The organism is Nakamurella sp. UYEF19 (genome assembly GCF_040546275.1).
GTDB lineage: Bacteria > Actinomycetota > Actinomycetes > Mycobacteriales > Nakamurellaceae > Nakamurella.
Genome location: NZ_JBEPNO010000002.1, coordinates 128,358 through 143,938 on the forward strand (window position 1 = coordinate 128,358; position 15,581 = coordinate 143,938).

Consider the following 15,581-nt stretch of genomic DNA (forward strand, 5'->3'; position numbering starts at 1 on the left):
ACCGTTCCGCCGGAGGTCGGGTTGCAGGTCTTCCCGCCGGCACGTCGGTACGACTACGTCACCGACGGCGCCGAGATCTACCGCCGGTCGTTCGCCACCATCCGGGAGGAGGCCGACCTCGCCGCCATCCCCGCATCCGCCGAGAAGCTCGCCGTCCGAATGGTTCACGCCACCGGCCAGATCGACCTGATCGCGGATCTCGAAATCCACCCCGACCTGGTCACGGTGGCCCGCGCCGCCCTGGATGCGGGCGCACCGATCCTCACGGACGCGCACATGGTTGCGTCAGGGGTGACCAGGGCGCGGTTGCCCGCGGACAACGAAGTCATCTGCCGGCTCCGTGATCCGCGGGTACCGGAACTGGCGCGGCGTTGGAACACCACGCGTTCGGCGGCAGCGGTATCGCTGTGGCAGGACCGACTGGCGGGCGCCGTTGTCGCCATCGGAAACGCACCGACGGCGTTGTTCCATCTGCTCGAGATGATCTCCGACGGCGCTCCGCGCCCCGCGGCGATCGTGGGGATCCCGGTGGGTTTCATCGGGGCCGTGGAATCGAAAGAGGCCTTGTTGCAGCACGAGTCGAAGATCCCGTATGTCGTCGTCCGGGGTCGGCGCGGTGGTTCGGCCCTGGCGGTCGCCGCCGTCAACGCCGTCGCCCAGGAGCATGAGTGATGACCGGCCTGCTGTACGGGGTCGGGCTCGGTCCCGGTGACCCGGAGCTGATGACGCTCAAGGCTTCCCGGCTGATCGGAGCGGCCGACGTGGTGGCCTACCACTCGGGTACCCACGGCCGGTCGATCGCCAGATCGATTGCGCAGGAGCTCCTTCCGGCCGGCGTGCTCGAGGAGCCGTTGGTCTATCCGGTGACCACCGTCAGGTCCGAGCATCCCGGTGGCTACCAGGGCGCGATGACCGACTTCTACGACGAGTCGGCCGAACGACTGGCCGTGCACCTGCGGGCCGGCCGGACGGTCGTGGTGCTCTGCGAGGGCGATCCATTCTTCTACGGGTCCTACATGTACCTGCACGACCGGTTGTCCGGCTCGTTCGTGACCGAGGTCGTCCCGGGGGTCACCTCGGTCTCGGCGGCAGTCGGACGGCCGTTGGTCCGGCACGACGACGTCCTGACGATCCTGCCAGGCACCCTGCCGGCGCCCGAGCTCGCCCGACGCCTCGCCGACACCCAGGGTGCGGCGATCATGAAGCTCGGCCGCACCTTTCCGGCTGTCCGTGCTGCGCTGGCCCAGGCCGGCAGGCTCGAGGACGCCTGGTACGTCGAGCGGGCGTCCACCAGTGCGCAGACCATGGTCCCCGTCACTGACGTCGACCCGTCGGCCGTGCCGTACTTCTCGATCATCCTGGTCCCTGGCGGCGATCGCCGGATCGGTGAGATGTCAGCACACGCAGCGGTTGTCCCGATTCCGGTCCCGACCCGCACCCGGGAGGACGGGTCCCGATCCGCCGAGCTACTGGTGGTCGGCCTCGGACCTGGACCGGACCGGTGGTCGACGCCGGAAGTGTCCGCGGCCCTTGCCTCGGTCGACCACATCGTCGGCTATGGACCTTACCTCGACCGCATCCCGCAACGGGAAGGCCTGCAGCGTCACGCCTCCGGCAACACCGTCGAGGTCGACCGGGCGCGATTCGCCCTCGATCTGGCGCTGACCGGCGAGCGGGTGGCCGTCGTTTCCGGTGGTGACGCCGGCGTGTTCGGGATGGCCTCCGCGGTCTTCGAGGCAGCCCAGGACGAGATCTACGAGGAAGTCACGGTCACCGTGCTCCCGGCGGCGCAGGCGGTGGCCGCGGCCGCGGGTGCACCGCTGGGAGGCGACCATGCGGTGATGTCGCTCTCCGACCGGCTGAAGCCCTGGGCGGTGATCGCCGATCGCCTGCGGAAGGTGTCCGAGTCGGATCTGGTCCTGGCCATCTACAACCCGGCGTCCCGATCCAGGGTGGGACAGGTCGCGTTGGCCAAGGAGGTGTTGCTGGAGTACCGGTCTCCGCACACCCCGGTGGTGATCGGCCGGTCGGTGGGGCGAATCGGCGAGTCGGTGGAGATCACCACGCTCGGCGAGCTGGACCCCGCCTCGATCGACATGCGGTGCCTGTTGATCATCGGTGCGACCGGGACCGTCGTCACGGGGGATCGCGTCTGGACGCATCGATTCGTGCCGGCCGCGGACGTCGCTGCTGCCCGGGCCGCCGACGTCGAGTTCGCCGCGGAGTTTGCCCGGTGACACCAGTGATCCGCACAGCCGTCGCCGACGATGCGGCGGAGGTGGCCGAGGTCTACCTTGCGTCGGTGAAGGCGGCCCTGCCGTACCTGGCGCGCCCGCACACGGACGACGAGGTGCGGACCTGGGTCGCGCAGACCCTGGTGCCGTCGGGCGGGGTGATCGTCGCCGTTGCGCCGCAGGGTGTTCCCGGTCGCTCGATCCTGGGTTTCGCGGCGGTCGCCGGCGATAGTCTCGATCATCTCTACGTGCGTCCTGACCTGCTGCGGAGCGGAGTCGGCTCGGCGCTGCTGGCGGAGGCGGTGGTGCGGTGCCCGTCCGGAATCACCTTGTTCGTCTTTCAACGGAACGCCGCGGCACGGGCGTTCTACCGGTCCAGGGGGTTCCGAGTCGCGTCGTTCACCGACGGCTCGGCCAACGAGGAGCGGGAGCCCGATCTGGTGATGGTGCGGCCCCCGGAACCGGCGGACCAACCCGGCCCGTGATCGGTCGAAAACGCCGGTGCAGCGCATTCCCGACGATGTCTGAAAATTTCTGGCCAGGATCCCATCCTTTCGCGCGTCCGCACCGAACCGCGTTTGATCGTAGGCAATGGGTGTTTTCCTGTGTACCGGTCGGCTTGCTTGTCCAATGTTGGCGCGGCCGTACATTTTCGGAGGTATGCGGTGGAGCGAGCCTGGCGTGTGCGTCGGCAGCACGATTCTGCCCACCACTACATCGACCGGCCCTTCGGTGGGACCGCGTTGCAGGAATCCGTCCAGCTGACCGCGAAGCTGTTCCACTTCCCGATGGCGCAGATCAACCTGATGGACGCCGACCTCGAGTACACGATCGCGGCGGTGGGTACGGGCGTCGGCCCCATGCCACGGGCCGATAGTCTCTGCCACCAAGTGGTCCGTGATGGGAAGACACTGGTGCTCGCGGACATCGAGCACATTCCTGCGAGCGCGCGGGAACTGGACATCCAGGCATACATCGGTGTGCCGATCGTCGGACGCGAAGGTCTGGTGGTCGGGACGCTGTGCCTGCTGGACACCGTACCGCGGCCTTTCAGCCCCCAGCAGATTCTCGATCTCGAGGCCGTCGCCGCCGTCGTCCGTGACCAGTTGGAGCTGATGCGCCGGCTGGGCCCCGTGCCCACCGGCACCGCGGCGGATTCTGCGGCGTTGGCCGGCGCAGTCGAGCTCGGCCAGATCGTGCCGTTCTACCAGCCGGTGGTGGATCTGCGGAGCGGCGAGGTCCGGTCCATCGAGGCGCTGGCACGGTGGCACCATCCCGATCGCGGCATCCTGATGCCGGCTGCCTTCATCCCGCTGGCGGAGGACTCCGACATCATCATCGATCTCGACCTCGCGGTCATCCGTCAGGCCACGATCGACCTGGCCCGCTGGCAGCGGCGAACGCCCGACCTCCGATTGAACGTCAACCTGTCGGCCCGCCATTTCGACCACCTCGACTGCGTCTCGCGGCTGACCGGAGTCGTGACATCGGCCGGCGTGTCGCCGGAGAGCGTGAACTTCGAGGTCACCGAGACCGCTGCGCTCGCCGCACATCCCGGCGATCGTAGTTTTCTGGGCGAGTTGCGGGGCCGCGGGTTCCGGATCGTGTTGGACGACTTCGGTACCGGGTTCTCCTCGATGGAGCAGGTCATGCGGCTTCCCATCGATGGCATCAAGCTCGATCGGAGCGTGACCGCCGCGCTCGGTTCCCGGGTCGGTGACGCCGTCGTGCGGGCGCTGCTCGGCCTGGCCGGTGATCTGGGGTTCGACACCGTCATCGAGGGCGTCGAAACCGCCGAGCAAGCCGCCCGGGCCCGCCGATCCGGCTGCACCCATGGCCAGGGGTTCCTCTTCGCTGCGCCGCTGCCCGCCAACGACGTGCTGGACCATCTCCGCTCGGCCGGTTGATCCTGGCTGGCGCAGACCTACAGCCGGGCCAGCAGTTCCGTCTTCTTGGTGGTGAATTCATCCTCGGTCAGGATGCCCTTGTCTCGTAGGCCGGCCAGGGTCTCGATGGCGCCGACCAGCTCGCCGGCCGACATGGTCGGCCCCTGGGGTGCAGTCGGTGTCGGTGCGGGGTGCGTAGCCCCGGTCGGGGCCTGCGTCGGTACGGGCTGTGGTGTCTGGACTGCCGTCGGGGCGACCGGGGTAGGCCGAGGTCCGTCCATCCCGGGCGTGACGACCGGTGCGGCCGGGTCGACGGGCCGCAGGATGTCGACCGCGAAGGTGCCGTACTGGCTGGTGAACTGCTGCGTGCCGACGCCGCCCTGCTGTTGCTGCACTCCGGAGATCAGATGGTCGCCGGTGTCGTAGAGCACCACGCGGCCGGCCGCACGGACGGCGAGTCGGCGGTCCTTCGGGAAGTAGGCATAGGCCGCATCGTTCTGGCCGCCGGACGAACTCGGGGCGCCGAGTTCCGCCGGCCACCAGAGACCGCCCAACGGCATCATGGTGCCGGTCGACGAGGCTACCTCGGGACGGACCATGGCGTCGGGCGCGGCGAGCACAGTCGACAACTCGAGGCAGAGGTTGCTCACGGTCGACTGGAGTCCGGTATTGAACATGTCGCCGACCATCGTCATGCCGCCGCGCATCCACTGTCCGTTGCCGCCGAGTTCGGCGATGGAGAACTGCGCCATCGATCCGCCGCCGCGGACGATCGCGTCGAGCATCGAACGCACGGCGCCCTCGCTGAGTCGGTAGCGCTGGACGATCTCGCTGATGGCTGCATCGCCGGTCGGGGTGAGCTGCATCGACATCGCCGGCCTCCGGTTCATCGGGTCCACCTCGCGCCCCGGCTCGGTGGATGCATCACGCTACCGGTCGGGGTTCGCCGTCGGATCCCGCGATGAGTCGCTCCCGTCACAGTTGCTTGAGTCAAGCAAGCAATATCGTTAGCATTGGTAATTGTGAAGACCGAGACCTTCGACCCCGTCACCCTGGGGTCTGCCGAACCGGATGTCGCGGACTGCGTCGAGTTGATGCGATCCCTGCAGCAGCTCAACCGGGCCAGGCGGCGGTCGGACAACCACCGCCAGGACGCCGGCACCCTGATGATGCTGAGCAATCTCGAAGGCACGCCCGGCGCGAGGATCTCGGCGATCGCGGACCTGCTGCTGATCGACATCTCCGCGGCCAGCCGTCAGATCTCCGCGCTGGAGGCTGCCGGCCTTGTCGTCCGGGTCAAGGACGAATGCGATCACCGGGCACAGCTGGTCCGGCTCACCGGGTCGGGGGAGTCCACCCTGGCATCGGCCCGCCAGACCTACGGCTCGGACATCGCGCGTCGCATCTCCTCCTGGAGCGGTGACGATCTTCGCACTCTGAACGGTCTGCTGCGCCGCCTCGCCGACGATCTGGTCGCCGGCGAACCGGGTTGCAGCAAAACACCTCTGGCACATTCCACCCAGTACAACCGCACCGAAAGCGTGAGCCATTCATGACCAGCACCACCCCCTCCACCGGCCGGCACTCCGTGACAAAGACCTCGCGTGACGATCAGCCGGCCGTTGCCTCGCTGGAACACGCCGGCGAAATCGGCACCATGACCCACCAGCAGATCCTGCAGTCCCTCTCCGGCCTGCTGATCGGCATGTTCGTCGCGATGCTGTCCTCGACGGTCGTGACCAACGCGCTGCCGACCATCATCGACCAGTTGCACGGCACCGAATCCGGTTACACCTGGGTCGTCGTTGCCACCCTCCTGGCGCTGACGGCGACCACCCCCATCTGGGGCAAGCTCTCGGACCTGATGAGCCCGAAGCTGCTGGTCCAGCTGTCGCTGGTGATCTACGTGGCCGGCTCGGCCGTTGCCGGCCTATCGCAGAGCGTCGGCATGCTGATCTTCGCCAGGGCCATCCAGGGCATCGGTGCCGGCGGTCTGCTTGCGCTGGTGCAGGTGATCATGGCCAGGATGATCTCGCCGCGCGAGCGCGGTCGCTACAGTGGCTACCTGGGTGCCGTCTTCGCGCTGGCCACCGTGCTCGGCCCGCTGGTCGGCGGCGTCATCGTCGACACCTCGTGGCTCGGCTGGCGCTGGTGCTTCTACGTGGGTGTGCCGTTCGCCGCTCTCGCGATCGTCGTGCTGCAGAAGACCCTCAAGCTCCCGACGATCAAGCGCGACGTCAAGATCGACTACCTCGGCGCGCTCCTGATCATCGGCGGGGTCAGCCTGCTGCTGATCTGGGTCTCGCTGTCAGGCAACAACTTCGCCTGGGTCTCCGTGCCCTCCGCGATCATGCTGATCGGCGGTGTCCTGCTCCTCGGCCTGGCCCTGCTGGTCGAGAGTCGTGTCTCAGAGCCGATCATCCCGCTCAAGATCTTCAAGAACCGCACCGTGGCCCTGGCCTCCGGTGCCAGCCTCCTGGTCGGTTCCTCGCTCTACGGCATCACCGTCTTCCTGAGCCAGTACTTCCAGGTCGCCCGCGGCGACACCCCGACCATGTCCGGTGTGGCCACCATCCCGATGGTGCTCGGCATGTTCCTGTCCTCGCTCATCATCGGTCGGATCATCACCAGGACCGGTCACTGGAAGCGTTACCTGGCCGCCGGTGGTGTGCTGCTGACCGTTGGTCTCGCCGTGCTGTCCACGATGTCCGCCACCTCGCCGTACTGGGTGCTGGCGATCGGCATGGTGCTGGCCGGGAGCGGGATGGGCGCCACCATGCAGAACCTGGTGCTCGCCGTTCAGAACAGCGTTTCCATCCGGGACATCGGTAGCGCGTCGGCCACCGTCTCGTTCATCCGGTCCCTCGGTGGCGCCATCGGCGTCAGCGCGTTGGGCGCGGTTCTCGCCTCGAAGGTGACGAGCCACCTGTCGTCCGGATTGGCGCAGCTCGGCCTGCCGGCCTCGGCCCTCGGCTCCTCTGCGGGCGCTACGCCGGACGCCGCCACGCTGCCGGCCCCGATCGCCTCGCTCGTCCGCGAGTCCTACGGCCTCGGGACGGCGTGGGCGTTCGGGATCAGTGCTGCCGCGGCCGCCATCGGCGCGATCGTGATCTTCATGATCCGGGAGACCCCGCTGCGGGCCAGTAACACCGATCCCGAAGCGTTGAACGTGGTGCTCGATGCCGAGGTCGTCGACCTCGAGGTGGCCCAGGACGCCGATCAGGCGCGTTCCGCGCGGACCCTGGCTGCCAGTTCGCGAGGCTGATCTGCCGCTTGTCCTCTACTGCAGCGGGTGCGGTTTCCATTCTCCGGAATGGGAAGCGCGCCCGCTGCTCTGGTCGTACGGTTCACGGGTCGTAGAACTGGACCGACGCTCCCGACGAGACATCGACGAGACGGGCGACGCGGGAGTCGATCTCGGTCAGCAGCCCGGGCACGTCGACCGTGAGCAGCTGCCGATCCCGCATCAGCACCTTGCCGTCGACGACGACCGATTTCACGTCGAGCGTCTGGACCCCGTAGACCAGAGCCGCGCGCGGATCGTGCAACGGCCGGTGATGGATGCCGGACAGATCGACGAGCACGATGTCCGCCCGCTGGCCCACCTCGAGCGCACCCGCTCCGTCGCCGAGCCGGGCGGCCTGCGCGCCACCGCGCATGGCCAGCCGCAGGGTGTCCGAGACGGACAGGAACATCGCGTCCCTGGTCTCCAGCTTCTGCGTCATCGCGACCAGGCGGAGCGCCTCCCACATGTCCAGCGTGTTGTGGCCGGCGGCGCCGTCCGTACCGGCCGCGACCGTGACGCCGAGATCGAGAAGGTGCCGGATCGGGGTCAGCGGCCACAAGGCGTGCTTGAGGTAGACCTTCGGACAGCTCGCCACCGCGACCCGATCGGCATGGGCGGCCAGCAGGTCGTAGTCACCGGGCACGATTCCGCAGCCGTGCGCGATCATCACGCCGGCGTCCAGGATCCCGGTCCGCTCGAGCACCTCGATGGGGGTGATTCCGCGCCGGGTGACACTCGACTCGGACTGCGCCAGGTTCTCGCTGGCGTGCAGATGGACGCCGATCCCGAGGCGACGGGCATGATCGGCCAGTGTCGTGAGGTCCTTGTCGCCGACCGTGTAGGGAGCGTGCGGTCCCATCGACACCGTCACTCTGCCGTCGGCCCCGCCGTGCCAGTTCTCGGCGAATGCGACGGTGGCCTCGAGGGCCGCCGGCCCCTGGCTGCTGAAGTAGGTCGGCGCGATGTTCGCCCGGATCCCGCTGGTGGCAACGGCTTCGGCGATCTGCTCGGGGAAGAAGTAGTGGTCGACGAAGGTGGTGACGCCACCGGAGATCATCTCTGCGCAGGCCAGCAGCGCGCCGAAACCGACGTCCTGCGCGGTCAGGTTGCTCTCCATCGGCCAGACTCGTTTGTTGAACCAGTCGTGCACCGGTACGTCCTCGGCGGCGCCGCGGAACAGCACCATCGGACTGTGGGTGTGCCCGTTCACCAGCCCCGGGGTGGCGATCAGGCCTGCACCATCGAGGATCTCGACGTCATCAGTCCGGCCTGTCTGCGTGGTCTTGTCGTCATGGACGGTCGGTTCGATTGCGGTGATGACGCCGTCGGTGACGTGGATGTCCTGCCGGCTGAGCACCGTGCAGTCGCCGTGGGTCGGCACGGTGAGGACATCGCAGCCCCGGATCAGTAGACGCCGGTGGTTGGCCGTATTCATCACTCGCACGCTAGGGCCCGCCGGGACTTTGCACAACGGTGATGAAAGGCGGGCCTCGTCACGGAGCGCCGAGGGATGGTCCCCCCGGGCGCGGCGACCATCCGGCGCTCGCGCGGTGCCGAATCACCTCACGTGCGGCCCGATCACCGGTGCAGTCAGGATTCGCTGGGAGCGGTGATGACGGCAGCGCCGGATGTTTCGCGCCGGGCGCTACTGCTCGGGGCGGCCGCAGTCCTGCCGCTGGCGTTGGCGGGCTGCGCATCCCGTATCGACGCGGCCGGTCTGGAGCTCCGCGCGGCTACCGGGACGGATCCGATTGTCGCAGCGGCTTCGCCGCGCGCTGTCCAGCAACTGCCCTACGGGACGGATTCCTCGCAGTGGGGTGAGTTGCACCTGCCGGCCGGGCCGCGCAAGGACGGCGTGGTGGTGGTCATCCACGGCGGCTTCTGGCTCGACTCCTACGGCGCCGACCTGGGGACGCCGCTCGCCGCCGACCTTGCTGCGCGCGGGTACGCAGTCTGGAATCTCGAGTACAGACGTGTCGGTTCCGGGGGCGGCTGGCCCAACACGTTCCAGGACATCGCCTCCGGGATCGATCACCTCCGGGTCATTTCCACGCAGCACGGCATCGACCTCGACAAGGTGGTGGCGATCGGCCATTCCGCCGGCGGACAGCTTGCCGCCTGGGCCGCCGGGCGGGGTGCGGCCGGCCAGACGGATCCCGTTGCAGCGAAACGTGTTCCGCTGACGGGCGTGGTGTCGCAGGCCGGCGTGCTGGACCTGGTCGCGGCCGCCAACGACGGGCTGGGTGGCGACGCCACCCAGGAGTTCCTCGGAGGCGAGCCGGATGCCGTCCCGGACCGATACCGGCTGGCCTCGCCGCAGGAGAACCTGCCCACCCGGGTGCCGATCCGGTGCGTTCACGGCACCGACGACCAGAACGTCCCGCCCAGCCAGAGCGAGAACTACGTGGCAGCGGCGAAGAAAGCCGGGGGGGATGCGACCCTGACCACCGTTTTCGGTGACCACTTCTCGTTGATCACCACCGGCACGGCGGCCTGGGAGGCCTGCGTCGCCCGCACCGCCGAACTCCTGGCCCCCTGACCCGGCCCCTGTGCGCATGCCCGGCCGTTGTGCGCATGCCCGGCCGTTGTGCGCATGCCCGGCCGTTGTGCGCATGCCCGGCCGTTGTGCGCATACAGGAATGACCGGCGCATACGGAAGTTTCCGATTTGTGGTCCAAAGACGCACTTTCCGCTCATTCTGTATGCGCAGGTCTTGGGAGGGATGCGTGCGCGCAGGTCCCGGGCGGAGATGCGGGCCGGGGATGGGGCAGGGTTGTTGCCGGTGCTCGCGACGGCCGGTCGCTTGCGGCTTCGTCCGGGAGTAAGTTCTCGGGCTCTGGTGTCCGCGCATACCGAATGACCCACTTTGGCCGATTTCGGATGCAAAATGGGCATTTCCGAACGCGCCGGGCATTCCTGTATGCGCGGAAGGGGCCGGGCGGGGGTGAGTGGGGGCAGCGGCGCGGAGGTCAGCGCGGGCGGGGAGCGTAGAGGTGGGAGTCGGCGAAGTGCCTCGGGCCCAGCGTATTCCCAACGATGATCACCGCGGCCTGACGGAGGCCGGCGGCCTCGACCTGGGCGGCGATGTCGATCAGCGTTCCCCGGATCACCAACTCGGTCGCTGCAGAAGCGTTGGCCACCACGGCTACCGGCGCGTCCGGACCGTATTCGGGCAACAGTTCCGCCACCACCTGACGTATCCGGGTGATGGCCAGATGCAGCACCAGCGTCGCGTGGGAACGGGCGAGCAATGGCAGTGCTTCCGTGTCTGGCATCGCGGTCGATCGAGCCTGGCCCCTGGTCAGGATCACCGTCTGGGACAGTTCCGGCGCAGTGAGTTCGCGGCCCAGGATCGCCGCGGCGGCGGCGTAGGACGGTACGCCGGGGGTGACATCCCATGGGACTGCGGCTTCGTCGAGTCGGCGGGTCTGTTCCGCCAACGCCGAGTAGAGGGAGGGGTCGCCGGAACAGAGCCGGGCGACGTCGAGGCCGCGCGCATGGGCGTCGGTCAGGTGACCAATGATCTGATCCAGATCCAGATGCTGAGTGTCGATCAGCTCAGCACCATCCCGGCAGTGTGCGAGAACTTCTGGTGTGACGTAGGTTCCGGCGAAAAGGCAGACCTCGGCTGCGCTCATCAGCGATGCCGCCCGCAGAGTGAGCAGATCCGCCGCACCCGGCCCCGCACCGATGAAGTGAACCGTCATCCCAGACTGCTCCCTGCCGAAAGTCCTGATGCCGCCACTCCGTCGGTGACGCCCTTGCCGATCGACCACTGGGTCACCGCGCGTGAGGGCGTCCATCCGGTGAACGAACCGATGGGGCCCGCATGCTCCACCGACACCCGGATCAGTTCACCGCCCAGCCGGCGATACTGCCCGGCCAGCAGCGTGTCCGTCTCGAGCGTCACCCCGTGCACCACCATCCGTCCGCCCAGACGCAATGCGGCCCAGCATGTTTCCACCACGCTGGGAACCGTCGCGCCGCCGCCGATGAAGACCGCATCGGGCGCGGGAAGGTCGGCCAGGGCCTCCGGCGCGGCTCCGGTGACCACGTGCACCCCGGGCACCCCGAGATTCCGGGCGTTGCGCCCGATCCGCTCTGCCCGCTCCAGACTCTTCTCGAGAGCAACGGCCCTGCAACGGGAGTCGGTTCTGGCCCACTCGATCGCCACCGATCCGGCCCCGGCGCCGATGTCCCACAGCAGCTGCCCGGGGACCGGACCGAGCCGGGACAGAGCCGCTGCACGCAGATCTCGCTTGGTCAGCTGGCCGTCGTGTTCGAACGCGGCGTCGGGCAATCCGGGCACACCTGCCAGGAGCGGGGCCCCGTGGTCGAGCACCAGTTCCAGGCACATCAGGTTGAGCCGCGGGCTGTCGGCAGTCCAGGCTCGAGCGGTGCCGGAGGACCGCGACTCGCGCTCGCTGCCGAGGTCGCCCAGCACGGTCATCAGGGTCCGGCCGTACCCGGCACCGACCAGCAGGGTCGCCACCAGTGCGGGAGAGTGCTCGTCGGAGGACAGCACGATCAATCGCCGACCCGGTCCGAGGTGCGAGAGCACGGCGTGCGGAGCACGACCGACCACCGTCACCACGTCGCAGGACTCGGCCGACCAGCCCATCGCCGCTCGGGCAAGCGCCACGGACGACACCGCCGGAAGGATCCGGACGTGTTCCGGACCGAGCCGGTCTATCAGCGTCGCCCCGATCCCGGACACCAGCGGGTCACCGGAGGCGAGCACGACGATGTGCCGGCCCTCGTACTCGGCGAGCAACGCGTCGAGGTGGGGGAGCATCGGGGTGGGCCAGCGGCGTCGATCCTGGCCGGGGACGTCGGGCAGCAGGGTCTGGTGTCGATGCCCCCCGATGACGAGGGGAGCGGCCAGGACCACCGAACGCGCGCGGTCGCCGAGCCCGGCCCAGCCATCTGCGCCGACCCCGACGACGGTGACCCGGTGTGGGTTCGGGTGGAGAGGCTCGGTGGTCACGGTTCGCGACAGTAGTGCAGCGCGGCCGGCGAGCCCGGTTCTGCATCGGACGGCCCGCTGCGGCCGACCGGCCGATGTCGACCGCAGTGCGGCCGCCGTCGCCCGTCCGCGCGGGTGGTCGACCGGCGGCCCGGTGCGGTCGACGGGTGACACTGTGGGATCATCGAGGGCGACCTCTCGAGAGGAATTCCGGTGGGTCCGGCCAGGAATGGCCTGACGAATCCGGAGCGGTCCCGCCACTGTGACCTGCAGATCCGAGCACATCGGACGAGCCGGAAGCCAGGACGTCTCGGTTGGTCCCGTCGCCCGCCATGCGGGCTGCGGTCCATCACAGCGGGCGTGGACACCCGCATGAGGCGAGAGCGGTGAGCAATCGAGCATGCGCACGTACCCCTTCACGGCGGTGGTCGGCTCCGAAGACATGGCCCTGGCGCTGGCCCTCTGCGCTGTGTCGCCGGCAGTCGGCGGAGTACTGGTCCGCGGTGAGAAGGGCACCGCCAAATCGACGATGGTCAGGGCCCTGGCCGCGCTGCTCCCGGCCGTCGACGTGGTCGACGGCTGCCGCTTCTCGTGCGATCCGGCCGATCCTGACCCGTCGTGCCCCGACCTGGCCCGCCATGCCGGCACCGGCACTCACGCCGGCACCGGCACTCATCGGCCCGCGAGACTGGTCGAGCTGCCGGTCGGAGCCACCGAGGATCGGGTGATCGGATCCCTGCACCTGGAGAAGGCGCTGTCGGCGGGTGTGACCGAGAACGAGCCCGGTCTGCTGGCGGCGGCCCATCGTGGGTTGCTGTACGTCGACGAGGTCAACCTGCTGCACGATCACCTGGGCGATCTGCTCCTGGACGCCGCGGCCATGGGGCGCTCGCCGTCGAACGCGATGGCGTCTCGGTCGCGCACGCCGCCCGCTTCGTGATGGTCGGCACGATGAATCCGGAAGAGGGCGAGCTCCGCCCGCAACTGCTCGACCGATTCGGCCTGACGGTCGAGATCACCGCCCCCCGCGACCCGGCTCTTCGCGCCGAGGTGATCCGTCGCAGACTTGCCTTCGACGCCGACCCGGACGGGTTCGCCCGGCGCTACGAGGCCCTCGAGACCGCGATCGCCTCCAGAATCCTGCAGGCCCGAAGGGTGTTGGCCTCCGTGGCCCTCTCCGACGCGGCAATGGTGAAGATCGCCGAGGTCTGCGCCGCCTTCGAGGTGGACGGCATGCGAGCCGACATCGTCACGGCCCGAGCCGCTGTCGCCCACGCGGCGTGGCACGAACGCACCACCGTGACCAGAGCGGACATCCGCGCGGCTGCCCGGCTGGCCCTGCCGCACCGCCGTCGTCGCAACCCGTTCGACGCTCCCGGCCTCGACGAGGAATTGCTGGACGCGATCCTGGGCGATCACGAACCGGGCCCGGATGAACATTCCGGGCCGCCGGAGGAGCAGTCCGAGTCCGGCGCTGACCCCTCCGGTGGAACCCCGGAAACCACTCCCGAGGCCGACCCTGCGACGGACGAATCGGCACGTGACGGCTCCGGAAACGCTGATGCCACCCCCGCTTCGCAGTGCGAGCAGTCGGAGCAGGCCGAGCGGCCGCAGACAGCACAGACGCCAGGGCGTCCGGCCACACCCGAGTCACCCGTCGGCACAACGACTCCGACGACGGCGGCCGCCGGCGCGGCGTACCGGACGAAGCTGTTCACCGTGACAGGGAGCGGCGAGGGCGAGGCGGGGAAGAGGTCGAGGGCCATCACCTCGCTCGGCCGCACCGTGGGTGCGAGCACGCCGGTCGGCCGGGCTTCCGGTGCTGTGCATCTCACCGCCACCATGAGAGCCGCTGCGCCGCATCAGCTCAGCCGTGGACGGGGCGAGCGAAGCGACGGGGAATGTGTCCGGTCCGGTGGCCGGCTGGTCCTGCGGAACGAGGACGTCCGAATGGCGATCAAGGAGGGCCGGGAGTCCAACCTGGTGCTGTTCTGCGTGGACGCCTCGGGCTCGATGGCGGCGCGGAAGCGGATGGAACAGGTCAAAGCCGCGGTGCTCTCCCTGCTGATGGACGCCTACCAGCGGCGCGACAAGGTCGGTCTCGTCACGTTCCGGGGAGCTGCGGCGGTGCTGGCGCTTCCACCGACGTCGTCGATCGAGATCGCCGCCCGGCGGCTGGAGGACCTGCCGGCAGGTGGTCGGACCCCACTCGCCGAGGGTCTGCTGACCGCACGGGAAACCCTACGGCTGGAACGGATCCGCGATCCACGGCGCCGCCCCCTGCTGGTGGTCGTCACGGACGGGCGGGCCACGGCCGGCCCCGATGCGCTGGCGCGTTCCCGTCAGGTCGCGGCCCTGCTCGCGGCCGAACAGGTCTCCAGTCTCGTCATCGACTGCGAGACCGGTCGTTTCCGCATGGGTCTCGCCGGTGTGCTGGCGCAGACCCTTGCCGCGCAGTACGTCCCGCTCGGCGAGGTCGGCGCCCAGGCGCTGGCCGGTGTCGTCCGGGATGCCCGCAGCCAGAACGGCCGCAACCAGAACGGCCGCAACCAGAACGGCCGAGCCGCCTGATGCCGCAGGGACAACCGGAAACGATTCCGCAGGACGGTCTGACGACCAGGCAACGCCGGAACCGCCCGCTGCTCATGGTGCACACCGGTGACGGGAAGGGAAAGTCCACCGCCGCTTTCGGTCTCGCCCTGCGCGGCTGGAACCAGGGATGGTCCGTCGGGGTGTTTCAGTTCGTCAAGAACGCCAAATGGCGGATCGGCGAGCAGACCGCGTTCGAGACGCTGGGTGCGCTATACACCGAGCACGGCACCGGCGGCCCGATCGAGTGGCACAAGATGGGGTCGGGTTGGTCGTGGAGTCGACAGGCCGGCAGCGAGGAGGACCACGCGACGCAGGCGGCCGACGGCTGGCTGGAGATCAAGCGACGGCTCGCAGCGGAGACCCACGGCCTCTACGTGCTGGACGAATTCACCTACCCGATCAACTGGGGCTGGATCGACATCGATGATGTCGTCAGTACTCTCGCCACGCGGACCGGACACCAGCACGTCGTCGTCACCGGCCGCCGAGCCGATCCCAAACTGCTGGAGGCGGCGGATCTCGTCACCGAGATGAGAGCCGTCAAGCACCCGATGGACGCCGGGCAGAAGGGTCAGCGAGGAATCGAGTGGTGAGCACGACGGGCAACGCGGCCACCC

The 15,581-nt window shown here is 68.9% G+C and carries 12 protein-coding genes, 1 pseudogene and 1 riboswitch; of the genes and pseudogenes, 9 read left to right on the plus strand and 4 right to left on the minus strand.

Annotated features, from left to right (window positions below):
• Positions 1–21: 21 nt before the first annotated feature.
• From ABIB25_RS03795 to ABIB25_RS03810, 4 genes are all read left to right on the plus strand, one after another.
• Positions 22–672: a precorrin-8X methylmutase gene (locus ABIB25_RS03795; protein ID WP_354527539.1), complete on the plus strand. Its 651-nt coding sequence runs from the start codon at positions 22–24 to the stop codon at positions 670–672.
• Complete coding sequence (locus tag ABIB25_RS03800) at positions 672–2,237, plus strand: precorrin-2 C(20)-methyltransferase (protein WP_354527095.1); 1,566 nt, start codon at positions 672–674, stop codon at positions 2,235–2,237. Before ABIB25_RS03795 ends, ABIB25_RS03800 begins: the two co-directional genes overlap by 1 nt.
• Positions 2,234–2,719, plus strand: a complete 486-nt coding sequence (locus tag ABIB25_RS03805) for a GNAT family N-acetyltransferase (RefSeq protein ID WP_354527096.1) — start codon at positions 2,234–2,236, stop codon at positions 2,717–2,719. The genes ABIB25_RS03800 and ABIB25_RS03805 overlap by 4 nt, the downstream gene beginning before the upstream one ends.
• Before the next feature lie 198 nt (positions 2,720–2,917).
• The gene (locus ABIB25_RS03810; protein ID WP_354527097.1) at positions 2,918–4,141 is read left to right on the plus strand and encodes a sensor domain-containing phosphodiesterase; all 1,224 of its coding nucleotides are present in this window, start codon (positions 2,918–2,920) and stop codon (positions 4,139–4,141) included.
• Positions 4,142–4,158: 17 nt separating this feature from the next.
• Here ABIB25_RS03810 and ABIB25_RS03815 read toward each other — a convergent pair whose 3' ends face one another.
• Positions 4,159–5,010, minus strand: a complete 852-nt coding sequence (locus tag ABIB25_RS03815; RefSeq protein WP_354527098.1) for an SHOCT domain-containing protein — start codon at positions 5,008–5,010, stop codon at positions 4,159–4,161.
• A 132-nt stretch (positions 5,011–5,142) separates the two neighbouring features.
• Here ABIB25_RS03815 and ABIB25_RS03820 point away from each other — a divergent pair, with 132 nt between their 5' ends.
• Complete coding sequence (locus tag ABIB25_RS03820; RefSeq protein WP_354527099.1) at positions 5,143–5,676, plus strand: MarR family winged helix-turn-helix transcriptional regulator; 534 nt, start codon at positions 5,143–5,145, stop codon at positions 5,674–5,676.
• Positions 5,673–7,385 (plus strand): MDR family MFS transporter, encoded by a 1,713-nt coding sequence (locus tag ABIB25_RS03825; protein WP_502919742.1) that lies wholly within the window; start codon positions 5,673–5,675, stop codon positions 7,383–7,385. Before ABIB25_RS03820 ends, ABIB25_RS03825 begins: the two co-directional genes overlap by 4 nt.
• Positions 7,386–7,467: 82 nt before the next feature.
• On the opposite strand, the gene ABIB25_RS03830 is transcribed toward ABIB25_RS03825, so the two are convergent.
• Entirely contained in the window at positions 7,468–8,841 is a 1,374-nt protein-coding gene (locus ABIB25_RS03830) for an amidohydrolase (protein WP_354527100.1), read from the minus strand.
• A gap of 177 nt (positions 8,842–9,018) precedes the next feature.
• On the opposite strand from ABIB25_RS03830, the gene ABIB25_RS03835 reads away from it, so the two are divergent.
• Positions 9,019–9,945, plus strand: a complete 927-nt coding sequence (locus ABIB25_RS03835) for an alpha/beta hydrolase family protein (RefSeq protein ID WP_354527101.1) — start codon at positions 9,019–9,021, stop codon at positions 9,943–9,945.
• A gap of 430 nt (positions 9,946–10,375) precedes the next feature.
• On the opposite strand, the gene cobM is transcribed toward ABIB25_RS03835, so the two are convergent.
• Entirely contained in the window at positions 10,376–11,113 is a 738-nt protein-coding gene (cobM, locus tag ABIB25_RS03840) for a precorrin-4 C(11)-methyltransferase (protein ID WP_354527102.1), read from the minus strand.
• Positions 11,110–12,393, minus strand: coding sequence for a precorrin-6y C5,15-methyltransferase (decarboxylating) subunit CbiE (gene cbiE, locus ABIB25_RS03845; protein ID WP_354527103.1), 1,284 nt, complete (start codon positions 12,391–12,393; stop codon positions 11,110–11,112). The genes cobM and cbiE overlap by 4 nt, the downstream gene beginning before the upstream one ends.
• 188 nt (positions 12,394–12,581) lie before the next feature.
• A riboswitch (cobalamin riboswitch) is annotated at positions 12,582–12,678 on the plus strand.
• Between the two features lie 94 nt (positions 12,679–12,772).
• On the opposite strand from cbiE, the pseudogene ABIB25_RS03850 reads away from it, so the two are divergent.
• Together ABIB25_RS03850 and cobO are read left to right on the plus strand one after the other, a co-directional pair.
• Positions 12,773–14,943 (plus strand): annotated as a pseudogene (locus ABIB25_RS03850) (magnesium chelatase subunit D family protein).
• Entirely contained in the window at positions 14,943–15,557 is a 615-nt protein-coding gene (gene cobO / locus ABIB25_RS03855) for a cob(I)yrinic acid a,c-diamide adenosyltransferase (RefSeq protein WP_354527104.1), read from the plus strand. The pseudogene ABIB25_RS03850 and the gene cobO overlap by 1 nt, the downstream one beginning before the upstream one ends.
• Positions 15,558–15,581: the final 24 nt, after the last annotated feature.

Excerpts from the sequence above, each read along its gene's own strand:
- ABIB25_RS03800 (WP_354527095.1), top strand. The coding sequence starts at position 672 with ATGACCGGCCTGCTGTACGGGGTCGGGCTCGGTCCCGGTGACCCGGAG.
- ABIB25_RS03815 (WP_354527098.1), bottom strand. The coding sequence starts at position 5,010 with ATGAACCGGAGGCCGGCGATGTCGATGCAGCTCACCCCGACCGGCGAT.
- ABIB25_RS03825 (WP_502919742.1), top strand. The coding sequence starts at position 5,673 with ATGACCAGCACCACCCCCTCCACCGGCCGGCACTCCGTGACAAAGACC.
- ABIB25_RS03830 (WP_354527100.1), bottom strand. The coding sequence starts at position 8,841 with ATGAATACGGCCAACCACCGGCGTCTACTGATCCGGGGCTGCGATGTC.
- ABIB25_RS03835 (WP_354527101.1), top strand. The coding sequence starts at position 9,019 with ATGACGGCAGCGCCGGATGTTTCGCGCCGGGCGCTACTGCTCGGGGCG.
- cobM (WP_354527102.1), bottom strand. The coding sequence starts at position 11,113 with ATGACGGTTCACTTCATCGGTGCGGGGCCGGGTGCGGCGGATCTGCTC.
- cobO (WP_354527104.1), top strand. The coding sequence starts at position 14,943 with ATGCCGCAGGGACAACCGGAAACGATTCCGCAGGACGGTCTGACGACC.